We start from the raw sequence: 22924 nt of genomic DNA, 5'->3' as shown, positions 1-22924 counted from the left end.
GGTTGTTCACCGAATGCAGATGGCGTACTGAGCCAGGAAGCTACCCGGTATCGTGAGATCGGATTCTGTGTGGAAGGTTCACACGTCGTAGCAGGAGGGGCATGCGTACCGCGAAGAAAGCGCATCCGGGGATCCAGGGCAAACCGGTCCTCGCAGTCATGGCATTCGTCCTGCTCACGGGGTGCGGCACCACGCTTGGTGGTGAATCGGCTGCAGGGGAAGCGAACACCGCAACAGGCGGACAACAGGTCGAATGGAATCCGTGCTCGGACCTGCCCGTCGAGGCGCTCACAGCCACCGGCGCAGACCCAGCCAGCAAGGATACGGACTTCGACGCACCCGGCGACAGAGCAGCCTGGAAGATGTGCGCCTGGGATGCGGTCGAGGACCCGTACTACATAGGCGTCGGCGCCACTACCTACAACTTGGACCAGATCCGGGCGAACACCTCGGTCACCGGATTCAGCCCGGTGCAGGTGAACGGCCGATCCGGCCTCCAGTTTCATCCTGGCGATGGGGAACAGCCGATACGTCGCTGCTATGTCAGCCTCCCGATGGCCACAGGTGCGCTCACCGTTTATACGGACTGGCGTTACAGCGAGCGCAGTTCACTGCCGGAGTCTCCGCCGTGCGGACTGGCCATGCGCCACGCGCAGGCGCTCGAGCCATACCTCCCGGAGTGATGCGCTGGAAATGAAGCCGCCTCGTTCACGCGGCGAACCGGAGAATTTCGGAAGGGGGGACTGTGAGCCAGGAACAGGCCGCCATGCTCCAGCAATGGCAAACCTTGAAGACTCAGGCCGAGAGCGGTGAACTGCGAATGGACGCAGAAATCGGCGGCAAACTGATGCAGCGCTGCGACACATTCCTGAATCAACTCGACGACATGCTGAGACAGACCGACAGCCTCAAATTTGTAGACGGCTTCGGTGGGCTGAAGTCTGCGACCGCACTCCGCGACAAGTTCGCGGGTAAGGCTGCGAAGGATTCGGATTCTGCTGCAAACCGCCTCAAGGCCGCGATCGACATCGTCACGCTGATGAAGCAGACCTTCGAGTTGTCCACGCGGCAGGTCGCGGACATTGACCAATCCACTTCCACAGCGCTGGGCAACGCGGGAGCATAGCCATGTCCACCTTCTCTCAATGGCTCAATCCGATTCTTGACGGTTCTAATCAAGCATCCAAGAACAAGAGCGACGACACCTCGCGCGCCGAGAACGAAAATGCCACCTGGAACCAGGACCGCGCCGCCTTCGGTGGGGAATGGGCCGGGCTGGTCGGCGAGTTCGGCGGGCAGTTCGCACCCGCGGCCATCCTGGAAAAAGACGGTTTTGCGGCCATGACGCACCAGCAGATCTGGGATGCGCTGAAGGACGTCAACTCCGGCCTCATCAACGACAAAGCAACCGCCTGGCGGAACCTGACCGACAAGGCCCGGACCGCGAACAAGGAGTTCCTCGACGGCGTCAATGCCGACCTGGAGGCCGGTTGGAACGGCCAGTCCGGCACCGCCGCAGTGAACGGCGTCCGCGAGTTCTGTGCCTCCTTCACCTCCCTGGCCGCGAGTTTCCAGATGGTCGCTCACGGCCTCGATCTGATGGAGGGCCATCTCGCCCAGGCCAAAGCGTCTGTCGGCGAACCCGACTCGGTAACCCTCGGCGACAAGGTCATCAACAACCTGCCGTTCGGCGATACCTTCAAGAGCCCGCAGTACCGGGCCGACGAGGCCCAGGAGACCGCCCGCTGGGTGATGACCACCTACTACGAGCCCGGCGCCACCGACGTGGACAGCCGAACCCCCGTGCTCCCCGAGCCGAAGAAGGCCGTCGACGACGGCAGTGCCCCACCTCAGCAGCCGGTGCAGCCGGGACCGTCGATACCGTCCGGCCCGGCCACCCAACCGGAGCCCACCGATACCGGTGACGACCCGCCCACCGGGGACGGAACCGAGGATCAGGGCGGGACCGAACAAGAGGATCCGCAGGCCACCGAGCCGCAGAGTACGACGCCGCAGTCGACCACGCCGGAAACGCCGACCTCCCCCGCACTCACCACCGGCACCCCGACCACCACCTCACCGGGCAACCCGTCGGGCACACCGTCCGGAAACCCTTCCGGCACACCGCAGACCACCGCCCCCTTCGTGCCCGGTCAGACCGTGCAGGGTGCGCCGAAGTCCACCACCGGGGTCCCGGCGGGTGCTTCGACGAGCGCGGCGAACCGGGCCGGGCGCACCGGTATGCCGGGCATGATGTCGCCGGGGGCGCGCGGTAAGAAGGGCGACGAGGACGACGAGCACGAGATTCCCGACTATCTGGTGTACGACCGGGGTAGTGAACTGCTCGGCACCCAGCCGCCGGCACTGCCGCCGGGCGGAGTGATCGGCGGGTGAACGATCCACAGTGGCGCCTGGACGGGGAGATGTTCGCCCAGGCGGTCCGGGCGTTCGGCCGGGACCGACTGCCCTACCCGATCCGGGTGTTGCCGCTCGGGCCCACCGAGACACCGCCGACGTTCGACGAGTACGAGCGGGTCCGGCTGGCGGCGGCGCGGCGGCTGGCGGAGCTGGCCGACGAGCGGTTGTTCCGCACGCTGGAGACGCTGCTCGAACCCCAGGTGCGCGTCGAAGTGCACGGGATGTACGACCGCGGCTTCGAACGGGTGGTGCGGATGCATGCGGGCGTGCACGGGAAATCCGCCACCCTCGCTGTGCAGGCGCCGGGGCCGACGAAGGACTACGGCGGGGATGTCGTGCTGCAATCGCTACCGGCTCAGCAGTTGGCGGCACAGATCGTCACATATCTGCCGCGCTGCGCGACCGGCGGCTACCCCACCGTCCACGGTGTGCGCGCCGATATCGGGAAGATCGAATACTCCCGCCACCCCACCCGGATCTCCCGCACCGAGGAGATCAACCGGATCATCCGGCGCCCCCGGTCCGGTATCGGCGAGATCGGCGTGTTCGCCGGGCCGGCGATCGACGCGCGGCCCACCGGTAACCCGCACGGCTTCCACTGGATGGACTACCTCCCGCAGGACGGCCGCTACCTGCTGATCAACCATACGAACGAGGAATTCACCCTCACCCCCGGTTCCGCGGAGACGATCACGCGGCGGCTGCGGCAGGCGATGGTGAACGTGCGCCCGGCCGCGAACTCCCGGCCCGGCACCCACCGTGACCTCCCCCGGGACGATTTCGACGCCGCCGACGATTACCACCGGGAACGCGGCACGCGCGGCCGGCCGACCTGACCCGGCTCATCGCCGAAACATCGGAACTTCACATCGGTCGCGCGCAACGATCGGTGGGGACATACTTCACCCTGTCACGACATGATCATGAAAGGTGTCACGACATGGGTGCACCCACCGCGCTGGTGTTGTTCGCCGCCGGCCTGCTCTTCACGACAGCGCTCGGCCTGGGAGTCTGGAAATGGCAGGCCATGGTCGGTTCGCCCGAGGGTGTGGCGCATCCCTACGTGGACATCGCCCATCGATCCGCCCTGCTCTATTCGTTCGCGACCGCCATGATCGCGGTCTTCGTCGAATACTCCGCGTGGCCGGCGGCGGTCGACGCGACCGCCGCCGGGCTGCTGGTGCTGATGTTCGTGATCACCATCGCGAACTACATCCGGCACGGCGTCCTGCGCGACACCACGAACCAGATGCACAACCCACCGCCGTCGTTCCGCTTCGTGCTGGTCGCGTTGATCGTCGGCGAGATCGGCGGTTTCGCGGTGCTGCTCGCGGGCTTCGCCGCCGGACAGTTGTTCTGAGCTCGCTCACCACTGCACGAGAAGCTGTTTCGGGCCGCGCACCAGCAGGCCCGACTTCCACGGGATCTCGTCGAGCGGTGTCGCCAGACGCAGCGCCGGAAACCGTTCCAGCAGGGCCTCCAACGCGACCTGGAGTTCGACGCGCGCCAATTGCGCCCCCAGGCAGTGGTGCGCGCCGTAGCCGAAGGCCACATGCGGGTTGCGCTGCCGGGTGAGGTCGAGAGATTCGGGATCCTGGAATACGGCCTCGTCGCGATTGGCGGCCTGGGTGTTCACGAACACCGCGTCTCCGGCCCGCACGGTGACACCGCTGAGTACCACGTCCTCGGTGGCCACCCGGGGCTGTCCGGCACCGGCGCCGAGCTGCACGAAACGCAACAGTTCCTCGACCGCGCCCGGGATCAGCTCCGGCTCCGCACGCAGCATTTCCCAGTACTCGCGCTGGGTGAGCAGCGAATAGGTGAAGTTGGCGATCTGATTGGCGGTCGTCTCGTGGCCCGCGATGAGCAGTCCGACACCGAGATTCACCAGTTCGGGTTCGCTGAGACGGTCTTCCTCGTCGCGGGCGGCGACCAGCGCGCCGAGCAGATCGTCGGTGTCGGCGGGCCGCTGCCGGCGCTCGGCGACCACCTCGGCGAGATAGGTCTCCAGGCAATCGCGGGCGCTCTCGATCTGCTCCCGGGTGTAGGCGGTGGTCGACAGGATCGCGTCGGAGAAATCGCGGAAGCGGTGCTGATCACGCGGCGGCACACCGAGCATCTCGCAGATCACGGTGACCGGCAGCGGCAGCGCGAAACCTTCCACCAGATCGGCGGGCGCACCGGCATGTTCGAGCGCGGTGAGTTTCTCGTCGACGATCTCCCGCGTGCGCGGACGCAATTCGGCCACCCGGCGGCTGGTGAACGCCTTCGCCGCCAGCTTTCGCAGCCGGCTGTGCTCCGGCGGGTCCATGCTCAGCAGCGAGTCCGGGCGGGGCGGTGCGGGAGTGGCGCGGGGCAGGTCCTCTCGGCCCACGGTCGCCGCCCGGCTGAACCGGGGGTCGGCGAGGACCAGTTTGACGTCTTCGTAGCGGGTGACCAGCCATCCTTCGCCGCCGTAGGGTAGCTCGACCCGGCAGACGGGCTCTTCCCGGCGCAATGTCGTGAAGAGCGGATCCATATCGAGGCGAACCGGTTCGCCGAAGGGGTACTGGCGTACCTCGGTGTTCACGGTCATAGGTCTCCCTTTCCCGACGCCCGGCGGCTCCGATGTGTAAGCGATTGCTTACTTAGGCAGGGTAAGGGTCTCGCGGAGGTGGCGTCAACGACGTAGCAGCGTTACACCGGAGGGAATTTCGCGTCGTTGTGTTCCAGCAGCACCCCCGCGGCCCGCAGCACATACCCGGCGACCTCCCCCGGATCCGCACTGTGCAGCGGCTCCCGATGCAGCACCGACCGCACCAGCCCGATCCCCAGCAGCCAGGCCAGCAACAGGTCCGCGCGCAACTCCCCGTCGCCGTCGTCGGTGAGCGTCGACAGCGCCCGGATGTACTCCTCCCCCAGTTCCCGCCGGATCACCGACGCGCCTTCTTCGTGCCCGCTGGATCGCAGCGCGGCCTGTAGCCAATTACCCGGCGAAACAGCCTCGTTCGGCTCCAGCGCTCGCTCCAGCAACCGGGACAGCAATGCGTCCACCGGCCCGGCATCGAGCACCGAACGGCCGCGATCGGTCATCGTCGCGCGGAACAGTTCGTCCTTGTTACCGAAATACCGGAACAGCAGCGCCTGGTTCACTCCGGCCCGCGTGGCGATATCACGCACGGTGGCGCGCTCGTACCCGCGTTCAGCGAACAATTCCTGCGCCGCCGCCAGAATCGCGGCCCGCGTGGCCGAAGCATCCCGCCGACGACCCACCGGCTCGTTCCCGCTGACCATGCATCCTCCGCTCACCGCCATTTGGAAGAGCAGCGTAAGGCACACCGGATCGGACAAAGCGGGCGCCCAGCAACGCCCCCGCACACCGGCCCGACAGAACACACCCTGGACGCGAGCCGGGCCGGGCTCTACGCTCGGGTCACCATGCCGGAACTCCTCGGGATCAACCATCTGACGCTGGCCACGACGGACCTGGACCAGCTCGTGGCGTACTACACCGGAGTGCTCGGGGCACGATTGGCCTTCGAGCGGCCCGCATCCGCCACCGATCCGCGCATCGCGGTCCTGGACGTCGGCGGTGCCGACCACCTGGCGATCGTCGAGACCACGACCGGACCGTCCACCGAGCTCGACCCCCTCGGACGAGCGGGATGGGGCCTGCGCCTGGCGACCTACGCCCAGCTGTGCGAGGTACGCGAACGGATCATGGGTGCCGGGCTCCCGGCCGGACCGATCGAGACACTCCCCACCCAGTGGACCATGACCGCCAACGACCCGGACGGACGTCCGGTCGATATCCGGGCCCACCGCCCCTGAACCGCCCCGACCGGTCGGCGGTACCGGGCATGGTGCCGTAACTGCGGCGCCGTCACCCGGCCACCTGCCCGTTCACCGATCCACGCAGCACCGCCCGGGCCTCCATCAGCGCGAACCCGAGCAGGTTCGATCCCCGCCACTGCGCGGGATCGGCCGCCCGCGGATCGTCGGCCGCCAGCCCGATCCCCCAGATCCGGTCCATCGGACTGGCCTCCACGAGCACCCGGTCCCCCGTGTTCACCAGAAAGCGCCGAAGTTCCGCGTGCTGGCCGAACTTCGCGATACTTCCCGCGACCACGATCCCGAACCGGTGCATCTCCCACAGCGCGTCGTCGAATCCGGCGATCCGGCGCCCGAGCGCCTTGGCCGCTCCCGGACTGTCGGCCGCCAGCACCTGTGCGGCGATCCCGGTGTCGTCGAACAGATTCGCCTTCCGCCACATCATGTAATGCTCGGCCGTCGGAAAGACCGACCCGTCGACCGTGAATTCCGCGGGCCACCACTGGCTCAGGCAGCCCGCGCCGATCGTTCCGTCCGGGCGGGGGCGGTGGCCCCAGAACGGCAGATATTTCACTGGATCACCGTCTGCCACCACGGCTAGCAACTCACCGACACTCCGGACCGTCATCCGGTCGACTCTGCCCGAGATATCCGCGGAACGCACCCGGTTTCACCGCGATCGGCCGACGGCGACCCGAGATCGAGTGGACGCTCTCCGCAGTTCCGCCCTCGCGGGCGCCCGGCCTGCGCGAGATCCTGCTCTCGCGATCGCCCGGTGGCCGATCCGCATCCGATACCCAGGCCGTCGAATCGACCGGATACTCGGCCCGATACACAGGTCACGGTGGGTGCGGCCGGTGTGGTTCACATAACGCGCAGCGCGGTCATCCTCCAGGGTGCCGCGGGGCCGCGTTCGATACGTCCCGCGACCACGAGCCGCCGCGAGCCCCGCTGGTAGGTGGCCACCAGTTCCGCTCCCCACTCCTCGACCTGGAACAACCGCACGGGACCGGGCACGGCCGAACCGAGCGCCCGGCCGGGAACGTGATCGCCCGCCACCAGGGAGCCGACCGCGCACACCAGGGCGGGTGTACACAGGGCGTTCAACTGCGCGACCGGACGGCGGCGATCCAGCACTTCGAGCAGGATCCGGACCGCTGTCGTGGCGAAGGCGCGGGCACCCGCGGGCTCCGGACGGCGGGCCGCGGTGCGCCCCGCGCGCTGGGCCCGCCGGAGCCCGGCCGGGGCACTGTGGTTGCGCCGGAGCGCTTTCCGGTCCGGGCGGACGGCGCAGGCCGTTGCCAGGGTGGATCCGGCCCGGTGCGGACCGCTGTGCGCCGGATCGGGGGTGTGGACCGGATCTCCCCTTTCCGGCTCGACGGTTTCGCCGGCTTCCACCTGCACCGCCACGCCACCCTCAGCCGGGGTGCGGGAAGGATCCGGCAGTGCCGGTTGCTCGCTCCGCGCCGCCGCGTGAACCGGTTTCCCGGGATCCGGAGGCGGCAGGGCCGCCGCCGCGGCGCCGGTATCGGATCGCGCACGGCCGTCGCGGTGCCCGCGCGTACCCGGCGACACCGCGCAGCCTCGCGCGCACGTCCGGAGCACCCGTGGCTCGTACGCCGGTGCTCGATGCAGAACAGGCCGGAAATCAACCATTTTCGAAGCCCCCCTCGAAGAAGCGGACCGCCCCCACGACAATCCGACCGGGTCAGCATCGCACCTCGGCGCACGGCAGTACAGACGACGTTCGGATCTCACACCGGAACGCCGGTCGGCACGGCGTGTCCCAGCAGGAGAGCGCAGTCGGCGAGTCGTGGCCGCGACCGACGAGATCGGGCCTGTCGGGATCGATTGCTAACTTTGACCGTTACCGTTCGTCCGCTTTTCAGATATCGGGAGAGTCAGTGCTCGGCCATTCCCACGCCACCAGTGGTGCCCTTGCGTTCGTCACCGCTGCCACCATCGTCCCGCCGACCGTGCTGGAGTTCATCCAGGGTCCCGTGCAGATCAGTGCGCTGGAACTCGTGCTGGGGGCGTTCATCACGGCGGGGGCCGCGCTGCTTCCCGATATCGACCATCCCAACAGCACGATCGCGCAATCACTGGGGCCGGTGAGCAATACACTCGCGAAAGGGGTCTCGGCCGTATCCGGCGGGCACCGTAAGGGAACGCACGGCCTGCTGTTCGTCCTACTCGCCGGCTGGGCGACCTGGGCCGGGGTGCACTATCTGGGCCGGTACTTCACGCTGGGCGTGGTCTTCGTGATGCTCGCCTTCGGGTTGCGGGCACTGCACCTGACGCCGAAAGGCGATTCGCTCCGGGCCTACGGTCTGTGCATCCTGCTGGCCGGCGCGGGAACCGTCCTGATGGACCGCTGGCTACCGGATTCGCCCTACTGGCTACCGTTCGCGATCGGGCTGGGCGCACTCATCCATATCGTCGGCGACTGCCTGACCGACCGGGGCTGCCCGCTGCTGTGGCCGCTGAAGCCCAAGCTGACGCTGCCGATCATCTCCCGGACGGGGAACAAGGTGGAGACCTGGGTGCTGACCCCGCTGATGGGCCTGGTCACCATCGGCCTGCTGTACGTCTACGCGGTTCCCAACTAGATCATGTGGGAACACACGAGCAGGAAGCCTGTCCGCACCTGCGATTGTTCACATAGGGTGCGGCTATGACCGAGGCAGCGGAGGAAAAGTACCTCCCGCAGACCGGGTTGGCGGCGAAGCTCAATTGGCTGCGGGCCGGGGTGCTGGGCGCCAACGACGGGATCGTCTCCACCGCGGGACTCGTCGTCGGGGTCGCGGCCGCGGCGTCGGATACCGACGTGATCCTCACCGCGGGGATCGCGGGGATCAGCGCGGGCGCCATCTCCATGGCGGTCGGCGAATACGTCTCGGTCAGCACCCAGCGGGATACCGAACGAGCGCTGCTCGAGCAGGAGAGCCGGGAGCTCGAGCAGGACCCGGACGACGAACTGAACGAACTCACCGCGATCTATCACGCCAAGGGTCTGTCGGCCGAAACCGCGCTCAAGGTGGCCGAGGAGCTCACGGCCTACGACGCGTTCGCTGCGCACGCCGAGGCCGAACTGGGCCTGAACCCCGACGAACTGACCAATCCCTGGCATGCCGCGCTGTCCTCGGCGATCTCCTTCACCGTCGGCGCGCTGCTGCCGCTGCTCGCGATCCTGCTGCCGCCGACATCGGCACGGATCCCGGTGACCATGATCGCGGTCCTGCTCGCTCTGGCACTCACCGGTTCGATCAGTGCCGGGCTCGGTGGCAGCAGCAGGCCGCGGGCGATGGCCCGGGTGGTGATCGGCGGTGCCCTGGCAATGGCCGTCACGTATGGGATCGGTCAGTTCGCGGACGTCGCCGGAATCTGATCTGTCACGAATTCTGTTGCCGGAGCAACATTCTTATGAAGTGAACCAGCGCCGAGTCGCATATTTTGCTGTACTTGGCGGGTGAGTTCTCTTTTCGCCGTAATGCCCGCGGCCGGGATCGAATCGGCCGCACAGGCATACGAGCGTTACCAGTCCCTGGCCGGTGCACCCGAACCGACTCCGCCCGCGCAGCCGGTGGGAGTCGTGTGCACACTGATCCACCGCTCCGGGACCGGATTGCGGGTGTACCGGCGCCCCGACGCGCGCGGGGCACTGCTGGAGGCCACCGTCGACGATCGGTTCGACTGCCTGCGCGCGCTGCTGGCCCTCACCGCGGACCGCGACTTGGCCGTGCTGGACGTCGCCACCCGCCGCCTGTACAACCCGCGGGGAGCCGCCCGGGTTCCGGTGACCACGGGAGATTTCCGGCTCCCTTATCTCACCGAGAGCATTCTCGACGAAATCCTGGAAACTCCCCCGGACCCGCGCGACCCGGCGCTGAAGGTGATCCGCGCCCCCATGTGCCATATCCGCGCGCGCCGGCTACCGGAGGAGATATTCGAAATGGAGCATCGCGATCTCGACGCGTTCTTCCAGCTCTACACCGACGATTCGACCCTGGTGCGCAAAACGATCTGGGCCTGGGCCACCGGTGATCCGTGGTGGCAGCAGGCCATCGCCTGGCAGCCGGTCGACGCACCGGACCCGAGACGGCGCCCGGCGGCCGAGGACGATATCGACGCGGTACTCGCCGAACTGCGACAGATGGCCGAGGAAACACCGTTCGAATTGGGTGCGCTGGACCTGATCTCGGCCCTCGGCGATATCGACAGCCAGGCCCAGGCCATCCTCGACCGCGCGGATACCGACCGGCCCGAACAGTCCTGAACACGACGAATCGTCGATCGGGCGGCCACGGAGGTCGACCCTTACCTATTTCACGCCCACCCGCAGCCGGACCGAATCGTCGGTGGTGCTCTGCAACGCCTGGCCGATGAGGCTGCCGATATCGAGTTGCTGCGCGGAACCGCTCAGCGCGTCGGTGAGCGGCACGAGCCCCGGTTGCAGTGCGGCCAGTTCCGGCCCGGCCTCGTCGAGGAACTCCCGCAGCCGCTGGAGCAGCGGTACCAGGCCGCCGTCGTTCAGGTACATTTCCGGCGACCCCTCGGCGCCGGTGAACCTGCCGACCGCCTCGACGAAATCGTCGAGTACTTCGGCGAAGCGGGTGAATTCGGTGGCCGCGGCCGAGGTGGCCGGGCCCGACCAGTCGCTGTCGGCGGCGGCGGTCTCGAAATTGTCGAGCAGTTCGGCGATCCGCGGTTCCCGGGACATGATCGTCGCGGCGAGCAGATCGGCGGCGCGGGTGAGTTCGGGGAGGGCGGCGTCGGTGCCGTGCAGGGCGTCGCGCAATGTCCGTACCAGCGATCCCATGGTGGCCGGGTCGAGCTGGTTCATGGTCCGGGTGACCATTCGCGCCGCTTCCGGAATGGACAGCGGACTGTGGATGTCCTCGGATTCCAGCCGCTGGCCGTCGCGGATATAGGGGCCGGCCCCGGTCTTGGGGACGAACTGCACATACGGCTCACCCAGCGCGGACAGATGTTCGACGGTGACGACGCTGTCGGTGGGCAGCGGATGCGAATCACCTACCCGGAAGCCGACTTCCACGCCGTCGGCGACGCGGTCCACCGAGGTCACCCGGCCCACCTCGATACCGGTGAGCAGCACCGGCGAACCCACGCCGAGACCGCCGGAGTCGTCGAGCACCAGGGAAGCGTTCAGGTAGTCCGCGAAGGGGTCGGCCCGCACCACACCGAAGGTCAGATAGCTCGCGCCGAGCACGGTGATGGCCGCGATACCGCCCAGCGATGCCAGTGGACCGATCTTCATCGCACGGCTCCGATCATGCGCAGGGTCTCGATGATCCGGTTCACCTGATCGTCGGTGGACAGTGGGTCGCCGGCGTGTACGGAGCGAACGTTCACCCGGGGTCCGTTCTCCACGAACGGCACGATCTTGTCCCGCAACAGCGCTACCAGCAGGTTCAGATTCGACGGTTGCCGAAGATCGAGCGGTCCCCCGGTCACCAGCGGGATCAGCGCGGCCGCGGCGGCTCCACCGGACCGGGCGACGGGCGCGAGCCAGGACAGCGATCCACCGACCGGCCCCAGTCCGCCGAAGATCTCGGTCACCCCGGCGATGGATTCGGTGGCGGCGTTCATCTGCTGAACGGATTCGGGTCGCAGGATATTGTCCAGCTCGTCCTGGATTCCGTGCATCACCTCGGCGTTCGACGCGACTCCGTTCAGCAGGAGGTCGACCTGGTCCAGATGCGCCGCCAGATCGACGGTATCGGTCGCCAGGACCTGCGCGATCCGCTTCGTCTCGGCCGGATCCTGGGGTAGCACCGAATTGACGCGATTCACGATGTCCTGCAGCTGCCCCACCGATCCGCTGTTCACGAACAACGCGATCGCGGCCATGGTGTCCTCGAGTTGCACCGGCGGCCGGGTGCGGTCCCGGGTGATGGTGTCGCCCGGATGCAGCAGCGTGTCGTAGCCGTCGGGCGGGGTGGTCAACGCGATGTGGATATCGCCGAGGACGGTGTTCTGCCGGAGTTCGGCGACGGTGGTCGCGGGTAGTTCGACCGAATCCTGGACTTCGATATCCACGACCACATACCCCGGACCCGCGGCGTCGCCGGGAACGACCTCGACCTGGTCCACATTGCCGACCTGGGCGCCGTTGGCGATCACCTTCGCGCGGGCCGGGAGGTTCAGCACATCGGTGAACTCGATCCGCAACCGGTAACTGTCCCCGGCGACAGTCGCGCCCGGTACCGGAATGTCGGACGGGTCGAACGCGCATCCGGAGATGCCCAGCGCCGCGACCAGTCCGCAGGCGGCCAGCCCGCGCCGCAACCGGCCGAGGTCCACGGTGATCCGCGCGGTCATCGAGTACCCACCGATCCCAGCACCAGCTGCGTCAGATCCAGATCGATCATGCCGTTCGCCGCACCGGCGCAGCGGCCGGGCGATACCGTGTTCACCGCCGCGCACACCTGTTCGGCGTCGGCCTGCGGGATCGCCAGCCGGGGTGGCGCGTAGGTGAGCCCGGGCGCGCCGGACGCCGGATCGGTAACCGTCCGGAACGCCGAGACCAGCACCGGGGTGGTACGCACGATATCGGTCAGCGATCCCACGTTCGCGCGCAGCAGTTTCACCATGGGCACCAGGTTGTCCAAGGTCCCCATCAGCGGATCGGACAGGATGACGGTGAGATCGTTGAGCACCGGCAGGATCTCGCGCAGGCCGTCGAACAACGCGATACCCGGGGTGAGCAGTTCGCTGTGCGCCTGGTTCAGCGTCGGCGCGAGCCGGGTCAGCATCAGTTTCAGGTCGCCCCAGTGCTCGGCCACCTTGTTGGACACCGAGGCATAGGCGTCGAAGATCCCGGCCAGATGGGCGATATCGGCATCCGGTGATTCCAGGACCCGGCCGAGTTGGTCGATCAGGTGATTGATCTGCGGCCCGGTACCGGAGGAGGCCGCGTCGAGCGCGTCGAGTCCACCCGCGAGCGCGTTCGGCCGGTCCGGGGTACCGCCGATCTGATCGGACAACTCCGCCAGCGCGGTGACAGTCTGGGTCAGGCTCTTGGGCGTCAGGGTTTTGGTCACGCACTGCCCCGGATCCCATTCCGCCGTGGACTTCCCACTGGACAGCACCGCGAGTTCCCGGTCGGCGACCACCGTGTTGCTCACCGTGGTGGCACCCGAATCGGCGTAGAGCGGATGGTCGGCGTCGACCTCGAAATCCACGCGCACCTTCGCGCCCTCGGGGGCGATACCGGTCACCGTTCCCACGGCGATACCCCGCATCGACACCTGATTGCCCTGATAGAGACCGATACTGTCCGGCATGATCGCGCAATACGCGCGCGTCTGCTTCAGCGGTTCGAACGCGATCACATACGCCGCGGTCACGGCGAGGACCAGTACCACCGCTGCGGCGATCGACATGAGTCCCGGCGAGCCGAGAATCTTCTTCAGCATCAGCACGCCTTCCCGGGCAGCGGAACACAGACGGCGCCGGGAGCGGTCACCGTGGTCCCCGACCGGTCGATCCGCACCCCACCGTCCGGACCCACCAGTTCGCGTAGTTTCGTGCTCAGGCTCTGCGCCGACACGATCATCGGCTCCAGCCCGTCCCCGTATTCCTGCAGTCGCGGCAGCGCGTCGGCGAGTTGCCGGACCTGCGGGCGCAGGGTGTCGTCCCAGGCCGGAGCGAGCGCGGCGACCCGCTGCACCACCGAACTCAACAGCGCCAGGGCCTGCTTCAGTTCGGCGCGTTTGTCCAGCAGCACCGTCTCCATCAGGTTGACGTTGTCCATCAACCGGCCCAGATCGGTTTTCGCGCCGTCGTACATCGTGACGTACTCGTCGGCGGTGGCGATGGCATCGGAGACCTGGGTGCGCTGGCGTTCGATCGCGTCCAGATAACTGCCGACCGTATCCAGCACGCTGCGCAGCGATTCCGGCGCGGCATCGATGGAGGTGTCGAGTGCGGCGAGATTGCGCCGCAGGGTGTCGCCGTCGGTTTCCCGCAGTGGGGTGGTGGCGTCCTGGAAGGTTTCCATCAGGCTGTAGGGCAGTCGCACCCGGTCGGCGGGGATCGGCGTATCACCCAGTTCTTCGCTGCCCGCCGGGAACAGCGCCACATAGTGGCCGCCGACCAGCGTCAGCATCCGGATATCGAGGGAGCTGCGGTCCCCGACGAAAACATCGCGATCGACGGTGAACCGCATGGTCACCCGGTCCGGTTCCAGCTCGAGGGATTTCACTTCACCGACCGGCACACCGGCCAGCCGGATATCGTCACCGGGTTTCACCGACTGCGCCTCGCTGAGTTCGGCGGTATAGGTCCGCTTCCCCAGCGGCACCACGTACAGCGCGCCGACCGCGACGGCCAGCGCCGCCACCGCGCAGACGCCGATGATCCCCAGCCGCAACTGTTTGCGCTGTTTCGTCGGTTCGTCGGTGATCGGCTGGTCGCGGTCGAACCAGCGGCCCAGCGCCGCCGTCCATTTCGCGGAGGTCATCCGTTGCATATCGCCACCCGCTGTCCGCCGATCAGTACCCGCACCGGGGCGGGGACCTCGGCCGTGCCCTTACTGCACTCCGGCCGGAATCCCGCCACGGTCCGCGGGAACGAGGTGTCGACGGCCGCGAGCAGCCCGGGCAACCGGCCGAACACCTCGACAGCCTGTTGCGGGTCGGGGAAGAGATTCCGGATCATGGCGTCGATATCGGGGCCCGCTTCCGGGTTCAGCCCCGCCGCGGCCAGCAGGCGATCCACCGGTTCCAGGACCGACGGGGCGCTCATCGCGAAATCGGCGAGCCCGCCGACATTGCGCTGCAGCGCCTGGAAGATATCGGTGAGCCGGGCCAGCAACGGCACCAGATGGTACAGCCGCCCGCCCACTCGCTCGGACAGGTCGGACATGTTCCGGACCAGCGTGCCGATCACCTGCTGCCGGTCGCCCACGTATTCGCTGAGCGTGCCGATGGCGTCCAGGGCGGGCCCGATTCCGGCGCCGTCGCCCTCGATCACCGCGAGCAGGCTCTCGGTCAGCTGATTGACGGCCGCCGGCGACAATGTCGCGAGGACCGGCTGCAGACCGTTGAACAGACTGGTCACATCGAACGACGGGACGGTCTGCTCCGGGCCTACCGTCGCGCCGCCGGCCAGCCGGGCACCGGGATTCGGCTGCTGCTGGAGATCGATATAGCGCTGGCCGGTGAGGTTCTGGTAGCGGATGGCCAGGGTGCTGTTGTCGTAGACCGGGGTATCGGTGGTGACGGTGAGCCGGACGTTCGCCTTGTCCCCCGCCAGCGTCACGGCCTCGACCTTGCCGACCTGAACGCCGAACATCCGCACGTCGTCACCGGCCTTGAGTCCGTTGGCATCGGTGAACAACGCGTGGTGGGTCTCGGTTTCGCCGTCGACGGGTCGTTCGATGGCGCCGATCACCAGGGCGAGCACCAGTGCCATCACGCCCGCGAACAGGGCCAGTCGCCAGGCGGCACGCCGCGCGGTCATCGCCCCCCTCCCGCGGTGCCACCCAGCTCGACATCCATATCGAGGACCGGGCCGTCGGGGCCTTCCTTGAATGCCAGTCCGAGCCGGGTGAGCAGGGTGCGCAGGTCGGCGGCGGACTGCTGCGGATCGGGCACCGCCAGTGCCAGCAGGTTCAAGGTGGGTGCGAGCGAATCGGTGTACCCGGACAACTGGCCGGCGCTGTGGGCGGTGGCGGCCAGGGACGGCAGGATATCGCCGGTGAGCGCCTTCACGCCCGCGTCGTAGTCGGCGCGGTCGTTGCGCAGGACATCGATATCCACGATCTGGTCGAGCACCTCGATGGTGGCACCGGCGAACTGACCGCCGCCTTCGAAGGCCGGACCCAGCCGCCCGACCAATTCGTTCGCGGGCATCGACTGGTGGTCGGCGATGACCCGGCCGGCGGTGATCAGCGCCTCCGCCAGCGGCGTGAACGCCTTCACATCGGCGGCCGCCTGCGAGATGACCATGGCCATATCGGGAGTGAAGACCGTATCGCCGGTCTGCGAGAGGCTGCGCAGCAGCGCGCCCATGGTCGCGTCGTACACATCGGCGGCCCGGCGCCCGGTCAGATCGACCACCGCACCCGATTCCAGCGGCGCGCCACCTGCTCCGGGTCGCAGCTCGATCTCGCTGATCCCGAACAGATTGGCCGGCGCGTAGTCCACCAGCATGCTGTCGTCGATCCCGTGCAACCGGCGCGGGTCCAGCGCGAGCGCGATCTCCTGGGTGCCCCGCCCGGCGGGCGCGATATCGGTGACCGAGCCGACCTGGACGCCGTCGATACGCACCAGGGTGCCGGCCACGACACCGTCACCGATCTGCTCGGTCCGCAGCGCGATCCGCAATCCGTCGTCCGAGGTGAGCTCCCGGTACCCGTAACCGGCCAGGGTGAGCACTGCCAGTGCCGCGACCACGAGTACCCCGATCCGGCGCGCACTGCGCGGATCGGCGGCGACCCCGGGCATTCCGTACTTCGGCATCTTTCCCTATCCCGTGAAGCTGATCGCCGAGTCGAAACCCCACAGCACGAGGGTCAGCACCATGTCGATGGCGATGATGGCGACGAAACTGGCCCGGACAGCGCGACCCGAGGCGATTCCGACGCCCTCGGGTCCGCCGGTGGCGAAGAAGCCGTAGTAGCTGTGCACGCAGATCACCACGGTGCCGAAGACCGCGACCTTGACTGTGGCCGCGACGATGTCGAATCCCGCGATGAACTGGAAGAAGTAGTGGTCGTAGACCCCGGCGGACTGGCCGTGCACCAGGGTGATCAATCCGCGGCAGGCGAAATACGAACCGATGAGCGCGATCAGGAAGGTCGGCACGATGGCGATCGCCCCGGCGATGACGCGGGTGGTCACCACGAAGGGCACCGACCGCAGGCCCAGCGCCTCGATCGCGTCGATCTCCTCGGAGATCCGCATGGAACCGATCTCCGCGGTGATCCGGCAGCCCGCCTGCGCGGCGAACCCCACCGCGGCCGCGATGGGCGCCAATTCGCGTGTGGTCGCGAACGCGGAGACGATACCGGTGACCGGGCCCATCCCCAGCATGTCCAGCGTGGCGAACGATTCCACGCCGATCGAGGCGCCGATCACCAGCCCCAGCACGATCATCATGGGCACGGTCCCGCCGCCGACGATGACCGAACCCCGGCCCCAGGTCATATCGGTGATGATCCGCAGGGTCTCGGCTCGATACCGCCGCAACGCCAGCGGTATCGAGGACAGCACCTGCCAGCAGAAGACCACCACGAAACCCAGCGAATCCACTGCGCCGACGATGCGACTTCCGCGCCGGAAGTAGCGCGCGAGGAAACCGAGCCCCTTCGGGGCGTAGGAGGTCGCCGCCATCACGCCAGCCTGGTGGGCAGGAACATCGCGGTCACCTGGGTCATCGCCAGATTGACGATCACGATCGACACCACCGAGAGCACCACCGCGGCGTTCACCGCGTCGGCGACACCGCGCGGACCGCCTTTGGCCTCCAGGCCGCGCTGGCAGGCGATGATCACCACCAGGAAGCCGAAGATGAGTGCTTTGAGCAGCGATACCCAGACATCGGCGGCGGTGGTGAAGGAACCGAAGGTCGCCCAGTAGGACCCGGGTGTGACGCCTTGCCCGCCGATCGCGACGAGGTATCCGGCGATGACCCCGACGAAGATCACCAGGATATTGAGGAGCGGCGCGACCAGCAGCATCGCCACCATCCGGGGGATCACCAGCCGGTGCACCGGGCTGATGCCCATGGTGTGCAGGGCGTCGATCTCCTCACGGATGGTGCGAGCGCCGAGGTCGGCGGCGATCGCGGCCGCTCCCGCCCCGCCGAGCAGGAAGCCGGTGGCCATGGGCGCGCCCTGTTTGATGACACCGAGGCCGCCGGTGGCGCCGAGTAGCGAGTCGGCTCCGAGATTGTGGATGAGATTGCCGACCTGCACCGAGACGATCACCCCGAACGGAATCGCCATCAGAATCGCGGGAAAGGCGGTGACGGTGACCAGCCGCCAGGCCTGGACCAGCATCTCCTGCCACTGGAACCGGCCGCGCACCAGATCCGATGCCGTGCCGCCGACCGACTCCCGGGCCATCCCGACCGCGCGGCCGAATGTGCGCAGCGAGGATACGACGGTCCCCGAGAAATTCTGACCGACGATTTCTCGGGCGGACGGATTTCGCGGTATCCGGTCGGAATTCGCCACGGAATCGATCGCCGCGGGACGGCGCTCGGAGTTCATGGCCGAGATCCAGGTACCGCTCTCGCGGGACGGATTGTTGCGAAATTCATGCGTGTGATCTCTCCGGTCCGGCATCGATGCCAACGGAGAGGAAGCTAATCGTTACGCACGGTGACGGACAAATCCGCGACGGTGTGACAGTGGCCACGAAATATGGCGACCGCGCATCAATTTCCGGAAATCGTGCGAGGCGTCACCGGCATAACCCTCAAAGAATTGGAACATGTTTCATCGAATTATCCGGTGCGGTCCACACGAATTCCCCCGGACGATCTCACGCGTCCAGATCGACACGAATCGTCAGCAGATCGGTACCCATCACACGCACCACCGCGCTGTTGCCACGCGGTAGCGAAGCCAGCCTGGCCACCGCGTCGTCATCGGGCAACAAGTACGCGGTCCCGGGATGCCATTCGCCGCGCAATCGCACCCGGACCCGGCCGTCCGCGCGAATATTGCGCACATAGTCCGAACGGTCACCGAACTCGGAGACGAACCAGAACTCGTTCCCGGCCAGCCGGCCACCGACCGGTACGACGCGGGGCACTCCGCTGACCCGCCCCGTGGTCTCCAACAGCTGCTGCGCCGGACGTTTCCGATTCAGCGGATTGACCACATGCCGCTGGAAAGTGGTGACAATGCGATGTTTCATACGCCGCATATCTCTCATGTGGCGACGGTAACACCGACCTGCTCCGGCATGCCCGTAATACGACCGGCCGAACGGATCTTCGGATCATTCGACCGGAGCGCGGGCGATGGGTGACAATTTCCCCGTGCGAACTCAGTTCACCAACGAGCTCGTCGCGCTGACCGCGGATCTGACGCAGATGTGCCGCATCACCCACGAAGCGGCCGAACGTGTGACCGATGCCGTCGTCGGGGCCGACCTCACCGCGACCTACGAGGTCTTCGCTCTCGACGAGCGCCTGCAGACGATGTTCGGCGCCTGCGAGGCGCGCACCGTCGTCCTGCTCGCGCTACAGGCGCCGGTCGCCCGCGATCTACGGCATGTGGTGACCGCGATCCAGATCGCCGGTGAGCTGTCCCGGATCGGCCGGCTGTTCAGCCGGGTGGCAGATCAGGTGTACCGAACCCATCCCGACCCGATCGCCCCGCCGCCCGTACTCGAGGTGCTGGCACAGATGGCCGGCCTCACCGCCGAATGCACTTTCCGTGCCCAGCACGCCGTCACCCGTGGTCGGCACACCCCCGCCGAGGACACCGGCGCGGCGGAGATGCGGGCCCTGGACCGGAGACTGCACAACGCGCTGTCGGCGACCGCGGGGACCGATACCGAAACCGCGATAACCCTCGCCCTGATCGGCCACAAGTTGTCGCGCACCCTGGACCACACCGATCGGATCGAGCGATTGATCCATTTCCTGGACACCGGGGTCCCGCCCACCGCCCAGGCGCTCTCCGACGACGAGGCGGCCGCCGAGATCGCGGAATGAAGCCCGACCGAGCCCACGGCGCCTCCGCCGGGCCGGTTCGCTCCCAATCATGGGAATTCCCTATGCTTTTCACCTGAAGGCGGATCGGCGTACACCCCGAGTCGGGATACAGGCCACCTGCCGGACACCCATCCACATCTTCATACCGACAGACCGGCCGGATCCGCTCCGGCCCCAGTACGTCACAGCGAGCGCACCCGGTGCGGAAACGACCACGGGTCTCCCCCTCATCAAGCCCCGCGGTGCGTCGCGGTCACCGGTCCGGACAACCGGCCCGCGACTCGCGCCGGGGATACACCGCCCTCGTTCGTGACAAGCCCACCCCCGAGTCGGCGCCGGCACGGCGACTCGGGGGTGGCGCCCTTCCGGAACAGGAGTACCCCGCGCGCTCACCGGGTACTCCGGGTCAGGTATGCCGAATCTCACACCGGACAGTAGCTTTCGGTTAGCTGACCGGCCGGTAGCTTGACGCTCGGCACATCCCGGTACCTCGGCAAGGAATTTCGTTGAAGCGCACAGAAAATCAATACGCACCGGGCGTCGAGCCCATCGCCCATCGATCAGCGGAGGTCCGGCGATGAACTCGCTGCTGTCTGCCCTGCCCACCCCGGCACGTAAGTTCGCCGCCCTCGTCGTCCCCGTTCTGATCGCCATCACCTTGGCCGCGGGCTTTCTCCTGCAAGGTTGCAGCACCGCGACCGATCCCGCCGCCGGCGCCGCGAAATCCGTCGCCGGCACTGCCGCCGAAATACAGTCCGCCCTAGACCATCTCCCGGTGAAATCCGAGGTCGGGATGGCCGGGTACAGCCGGGAGAAGTTCCCGCACTGGGACAACAACGAGCCCGAACACGGTTTCGGTCCGGAATTCGCCCAATACAGCAAATGCACCACCCGCGAGGTGATGATGCTGCGCGATGCCACCGGCGACGTCACCCTCGACCCCAAGACCTGCGATCTGAAGATCGGCAAAGGCGGCGGCTGGCAGGACGCCTACGGCGTCATGGACAGCAAGACCGGAAAGCTGAAGCCGTACAAGTTCATCGTCGAGGCCAAGAGCGTCGACGCCGAGCACATCGTTCCGCTCGCCGAGGCCTGGCGGTCGGGCGCGAAAGATCTCGATACCGATACGCGGCGCCGGATCGCCAACGACGCGCTCAACCTCATCGCCTCCGATCCCTCGGCCAACCGGTCCAAGGGTGATCAGGATGCCGCGCACTACCTGCCGCCCGGCAGTTTCCGGTGTGGCTATATCTCGCATTATGTGCAGGTCAAGATAAAGTACGGCCTGAGTGTGGATCAGGAGGAGCTGACCGCGCTGCGCACTGCGGTGGACGACTGCGTGAAACGAGGTGAGTTCAAATAGCCGAAGTCATCGAGTTACCCGAAGCGGCAGCGGTGATGACCCGGGAAGCCGGGACCATCTCCGGCGATCTCGACATCACTCTCGATCCAGAGGGATTCGGTCTCGTTCGCTATCGGGAGACCGAGGACTGGTACACCATCGGCAATCTGGACGACGACGAGCCGCGCACCTGGAAGAACGGTGCGGAGCTGGCCGAAGCGATAACGAAAGGGATCGGCGCGCGCGACGCCGCCGGCAATACGGTCCCCTTCGAATGCTGAACCGACGGCCCGGCGGCGAGGAACACCCTCGCCACCGGGCCGTCCGGGTACCTACCGGACCGTCGCCACGACGTTGCGGACCGGCTCGTCCCAGTCGATCCGGTACCGCTGCTCGTCGGCCAGCGTCTTCTCCGGTTTCATCACCGTGCGGGCCAGGACGGGCATCAACCACTGCATGATCTTGCGCGCCACGGGCCCGGGGGTTTTGCTGTGGTTGATCTTCGCGGCACGCGCGGCCACACCTTCCACCCGGCCCCGGCGCAGCGCTTCGTAAGCAGCGAAGGCCGAGGTGGGGTCCGGAATATCACGCAGGCACCGAGCCAGTTCGATCGCACTCTCGACAGCGAGGGACGCGCCCTGGCCGGAACTGTTCGACGGAGCGTGCACCGAATCACCCACCAGCACCATCCGCCCCCGGTACCACTGCGGGACCGGGGGCATGATGTGCAGCGCACCCACGGTTTCCAGTTGCTCCGCGGTGGTCGCGCGGGCCAGCTGCCCGCCCGGGGTGTCGTCACCGTAGGTCTCGCGCAGGATCTCGAGCCAGTGCTCGGCCGGCACCCGGCGTGCCTCGGTGAGCGAGAGATACTCCGTGCTGGGCAGATTCACACCCCAGCCGATCCGGCCCGGACCGACCGGCCAGTACAGGTAGTAGGCCCGCCGGCCATAAGCGAAGACGATCGTCTCCGGTTCGATATCGATCGGGCAGTCGACAGTGGCGCCGAAGCCGAGCATTCCGGTGAATTCCGGGCCCGGCGCCGCCGGATCGATCAACTGCCGCACCGTCGACCGGATGCCGTCCGCACCGATGAGCACATCGGCGGTGGCGGTACTACCGTCGGTGAACCTCGCGATCACACCGTCGGGGGTCTGCTCGGCGGATTCGAGCCGCTTACCGAATTCGACCGGCACACCGGCGGCCAGTGCCCGGTCGTGCAGCACCTGGTGCAGCTCTCCGCGGTCGACCAGTTGCAGCGGCGGCTGATCCCCCAGCGTGGGCATGGACAACAGCTTGCCGCCGACCGACAGCGCCATCCGCGGCACGGAGACCGCGATATCGCGTACAGCGTCCCCGGCGCCGATCACGTCCAGGGCGGCGACACCGTTCGGGGCCAGTGCCAGACCGCTACCGATCGTGTACGCGGGATTCGGATAGGCCTCGTACACGCGGGCGTCGATTCCCGCTTTGCGCAGCGCGGTGGCCGCCACCGGCCCCGCGATTCCACCGCCGATCACCAGGGCGGTTTCGATTCCGGGCATGGAAGTACTCCTCGGGAGTTACCAGCCGCCAGTCCTTGTGGGCGTGGGTGCCGTTCAGCACCAGCAGCACCCGGGCCCCCTCGGCGCTCAGCCGGCGCACGGTATCCAGTTCCGC

The 22924-nt window shown here is 67.4% G+C and carries 26 protein-coding genes; 12 read left to right on the top strand and 14 right to left on the bottom strand.

The genetic code is table 11. The features are described 5' to 3' along the window. Nucleotides 1-101 precede the first annotated feature (101 nt). The 5 genes from ACWCPQ_RS21840 to ACWCPQ_RS21820 all read left to right on the top strand — a co-directional run bounded on the left by ACWCPQ_RS21840 (nucleotide 102) and on the right by ACWCPQ_RS21820 (nucleotide 3778). A complete protein-coding gene (locus tag ACWCPQ_RS21840; protein ID WP_449901661.1) occupies nucleotides 102-683 on the top strand; it encodes a DUF3558 domain-containing protein in 582 nt (193 codons plus the stop codon). 62 nt (nucleotides 684-745) lie between these two features. Continuing rightward, the gene (locus ACWCPQ_RS21835; RefSeq protein WP_449901660.1) at nucleotides 746-1126 is read left to right on the top strand and encodes a hypothetical protein; all 381 of its coding nucleotides are present in this window, start codon (nucleotides 746-748) and stop codon (nucleotides 1124-1126) included. A 2-nt stretch (nucleotides 1127-1128) separates the two neighbouring features. Beyond that, nucleotides 1129-2394 carry a hypothetical protein gene (locus tag ACWCPQ_RS21830; protein ID WP_449901658.1) on the top strand — a complete coding sequence of 422 codons (1266 nt, stop codon included), beginning with the start codon at nucleotides 1129-1131 and terminating at the stop codon, nucleotides 2392-2394. After that, on the top strand, nucleotides 2391-3254 hold the full coding sequence (locus ACWCPQ_RS21825) for an ESX secretion-associated protein EspG (RefSeq protein ID WP_449901655.1): 864 nt from the start codon (nucleotides 2391-2393) through the stop codon (nucleotides 3252-3254). Before ACWCPQ_RS21830 ends, ACWCPQ_RS21825 begins: the two co-directional genes overlap by 4 nt. Before the next feature lie 104 nt (nucleotides 3255-3358). Beyond that, nucleotides 3359-3778: a hypothetical protein gene (locus ACWCPQ_RS21820; protein ID WP_449901653.1), complete on the top strand. Its 420-nt coding sequence runs from the start codon at nucleotides 3359-3361 to the stop codon at nucleotides 3776-3778. 6 nt (nucleotides 3779-3784) lie between these two features. Here ACWCPQ_RS21820 and ACWCPQ_RS21815 read toward each other — a convergent pair whose 3' ends face one another. Further along, the gene (locus ACWCPQ_RS21815; RefSeq protein WP_449901651.1) at nucleotides 3785-4993 is read right to left on the bottom strand and encodes a cytochrome P450; all 1209 of its coding nucleotides are present in this window, start codon (nucleotides 4991-4993) and stop codon (nucleotides 3785-3787) included. A 101-nt stretch (nucleotides 4994-5094) separates the two neighbouring features. Beyond that, nucleotides 5095-5691, bottom strand: coding sequence for a TetR family transcriptional regulator (locus ACWCPQ_RS21810; RefSeq protein WP_449901649.1), 597 nt, complete (start codon nucleotides 5689-5691; stop codon nucleotides 5095-5097). 144 nt (nucleotides 5692-5835) lie between these two features. Between ACWCPQ_RS21810 and ACWCPQ_RS21805 the strand changes: the two genes are divergently transcribed. After that, on the top strand, nucleotides 5836-6228 hold the full coding sequence (locus tag ACWCPQ_RS21805; RefSeq protein WP_449901648.1) for a VOC family protein: 393 nt from the start codon (nucleotides 5836-5838) through the stop codon (nucleotides 6226-6228). A 52-nt stretch (nucleotides 6229-6280) separates the two neighbouring features. On the opposite strand, the gene ACWCPQ_RS21800 is transcribed toward ACWCPQ_RS21805, so the two are convergent. Together ACWCPQ_RS21800 and ACWCPQ_RS21795 are read right to left on the bottom strand one after the other, a co-directional pair. Further along, nucleotides 6281-6856, bottom strand: coding sequence for an NADAR family protein (locus ACWCPQ_RS21800; RefSeq protein ID WP_449901646.1), 576 nt, complete (start codon nucleotides 6854-6856; stop codon nucleotides 6281-6283). Nucleotides 6857-7092: 236 nt separating this feature from the next. Next, a complete protein-coding gene (locus ACWCPQ_RS21795; protein WP_449901644.1) occupies nucleotides 7093-7638 on the bottom strand; it encodes an Rv3235 family protein in 546 nt (181 codons plus the stop codon). A gap of 494 nt (nucleotides 7639-8132) precedes the next feature. Here ACWCPQ_RS21795 and ACWCPQ_RS21790 point away from each other — a divergent pair, with 494 nt between their 5' ends. From ACWCPQ_RS21790 to ACWCPQ_RS21780, 3 genes are all read left to right on the top strand, one after another. After that, a complete protein-coding gene (locus ACWCPQ_RS21790) occupies nucleotides 8133-8837 on the top strand; it encodes a metal-dependent hydrolase (RefSeq protein WP_449901642.1) in 705 nt (234 codons plus the stop codon). A gap of 65 nt (nucleotides 8838-8902) precedes the next feature. Next, nucleotides 8903-9616, top strand: coding sequence for a VIT1/CCC1 transporter family protein (locus ACWCPQ_RS21785; RefSeq protein ID WP_449901639.1), 714 nt, complete (start codon nucleotides 8903-8905; stop codon nucleotides 9614-9616). Between the two features lie 81 nt (nucleotides 9617-9697). Next, nucleotides 9698-10504, top strand: a complete 807-nt coding sequence (locus ACWCPQ_RS21780; RefSeq protein ID WP_449901637.1) for a hypothetical protein — start codon at nucleotides 9698-9700, stop codon at nucleotides 10502-10504. Nucleotides 10505-10549: 45 nt separating this feature from the next. Here the strand turns inward: ACWCPQ_RS21780 and ACWCPQ_RS21775 are convergent, their stop codons facing one another. From ACWCPQ_RS21775 to ACWCPQ_RS21735, 9 genes are all read right to left on the bottom strand, one after another. Beyond that, nucleotides 10550-11506 carry an MlaD family protein gene (locus ACWCPQ_RS21775; RefSeq protein ID WP_449901634.1) on the bottom strand — a complete coding sequence of 319 codons (957 nt, stop codon included), beginning with the start codon at nucleotides 11504-11506 and terminating at the stop codon, nucleotides 10550-10552. After that, on the bottom strand, nucleotides 11503-12570 hold the full coding sequence (locus ACWCPQ_RS21770; RefSeq protein WP_449901633.1) for an MlaD family protein: 1068 nt from the start codon (nucleotides 12568-12570) through the stop codon (nucleotides 11503-11505). The genes ACWCPQ_RS21775 and ACWCPQ_RS21770 overlap by 4 nt, the downstream gene beginning before the upstream one ends. Next, a complete protein-coding gene (locus ACWCPQ_RS21765) occupies nucleotides 12567-13667 on the bottom strand; it encodes an MlaD family protein (RefSeq protein ID WP_449901631.1) in 1101 nt (366 codons plus the stop codon). Before ACWCPQ_RS21765 ends, ACWCPQ_RS21770 begins: the two co-directional genes overlap by 4 nt. Further along, nucleotides 13667-14722: an MCE family protein gene (locus tag ACWCPQ_RS21760; protein ID WP_449901629.1), complete on the bottom strand. Its 1056-nt coding sequence runs from the start codon at nucleotides 14720-14722 to the stop codon at nucleotides 13667-13669. Before ACWCPQ_RS21760 ends, ACWCPQ_RS21765 begins: the two co-directional genes overlap by 1 nt. Continuing rightward, entirely contained in the window at nucleotides 14710-15714 is a 1005-nt protein-coding gene (locus ACWCPQ_RS21755) for an MlaD family protein (RefSeq protein ID WP_449901627.1), read from the bottom strand. Before ACWCPQ_RS21755 ends, ACWCPQ_RS21760 begins: the two co-directional genes overlap by 13 nt. Then, on the bottom strand, nucleotides 15711-16715 hold the full coding sequence (locus ACWCPQ_RS21750; RefSeq protein WP_449901624.1) for an MlaD family protein: 1005 nt from the start codon (nucleotides 16713-16715) through the stop codon (nucleotides 15711-15713). The genes ACWCPQ_RS21755 and ACWCPQ_RS21750 overlap by 4 nt, the downstream gene beginning before the upstream one ends. A 6-nt stretch (nucleotides 16716-16721) precedes the next feature. Next, nucleotides 16722-17588: an MlaE family ABC transporter permease gene (locus tag ACWCPQ_RS21745; RefSeq protein ID WP_449901622.1), complete on the bottom strand. Its 867-nt coding sequence runs from the start codon at nucleotides 17586-17588 to the stop codon at nucleotides 16722-16724. After that, complete coding sequence (locus ACWCPQ_RS21740; RefSeq protein WP_449901619.1) at nucleotides 17588-18469, bottom strand: MlaE family ABC transporter permease; 882 nt, start codon at nucleotides 18467-18469, stop codon at nucleotides 17588-17590. Before ACWCPQ_RS21740 ends, ACWCPQ_RS21745 begins: the two co-directional genes overlap by 1 nt. A 274-nt stretch (nucleotides 18470-18743) precedes the next feature. Beyond that, nucleotides 18744-19139, bottom strand: coding sequence for a nitroreductase/quinone reductase family protein (locus ACWCPQ_RS21735; RefSeq protein ID WP_449901617.1), 396 nt, complete (start codon nucleotides 19137-19139; stop codon nucleotides 18744-18746). Between the two features lie 106 nt (nucleotides 19140-19245). Between ACWCPQ_RS21735 and ACWCPQ_RS21730 the strand changes: the two genes are divergently transcribed. The 3 genes from ACWCPQ_RS21730 to ACWCPQ_RS21720 all read left to right on the top strand — a co-directional run bounded on the left by ACWCPQ_RS21730 (nucleotide 19246) and on the right by ACWCPQ_RS21720 (nucleotide 21549). Further along, nucleotides 19246-19926 (top strand): phosphate signaling complex PhoU family protein, encoded by a 681-nt coding sequence (locus ACWCPQ_RS21730; RefSeq protein WP_449901614.1) that lies wholly within the window; start codon nucleotides 19246-19248, stop codon nucleotides 19924-19926. Nucleotides 19927-20503: 577 nt separating this feature from the next. After that, nucleotides 20504-21289, top strand: a complete 786-nt coding sequence (locus ACWCPQ_RS21725) for an HNH endonuclease family protein (protein WP_449901611.1) — start codon at nucleotides 20504-20506, stop codon at nucleotides 21287-21289. Nucleotides 21290-21324: 35 nt separating this feature from the next. Further along, entirely contained in the window at nucleotides 21325-21549 is a 225-nt protein-coding gene (locus tag ACWCPQ_RS21720; RefSeq protein WP_449901609.1) for a hypothetical protein, read from the top strand. 51 nt (nucleotides 21550-21600) lie between these two features. On the opposite strand, the gene ACWCPQ_RS21715 is transcribed toward ACWCPQ_RS21720, so the two are convergent. Beyond that, the gene (locus tag ACWCPQ_RS21715; RefSeq protein WP_449901608.1) at nucleotides 21601-22809 is read right to left on the bottom strand and encodes an FAD-dependent monooxygenase; all 1209 of its coding nucleotides are present in this window, start codon (nucleotides 22807-22809) and stop codon (nucleotides 21601-21603) included. Nucleotides 22810-22924 lie beyond the last annotated feature (115 nt).

This window comes from Nocardia sp. NPDC001965 (genome assembly GCF_053594175.1).
Note: the sequence above shows the minus strand (reverse complement) of the source record. Positions and strands in the feature narration are given on the sequence as shown.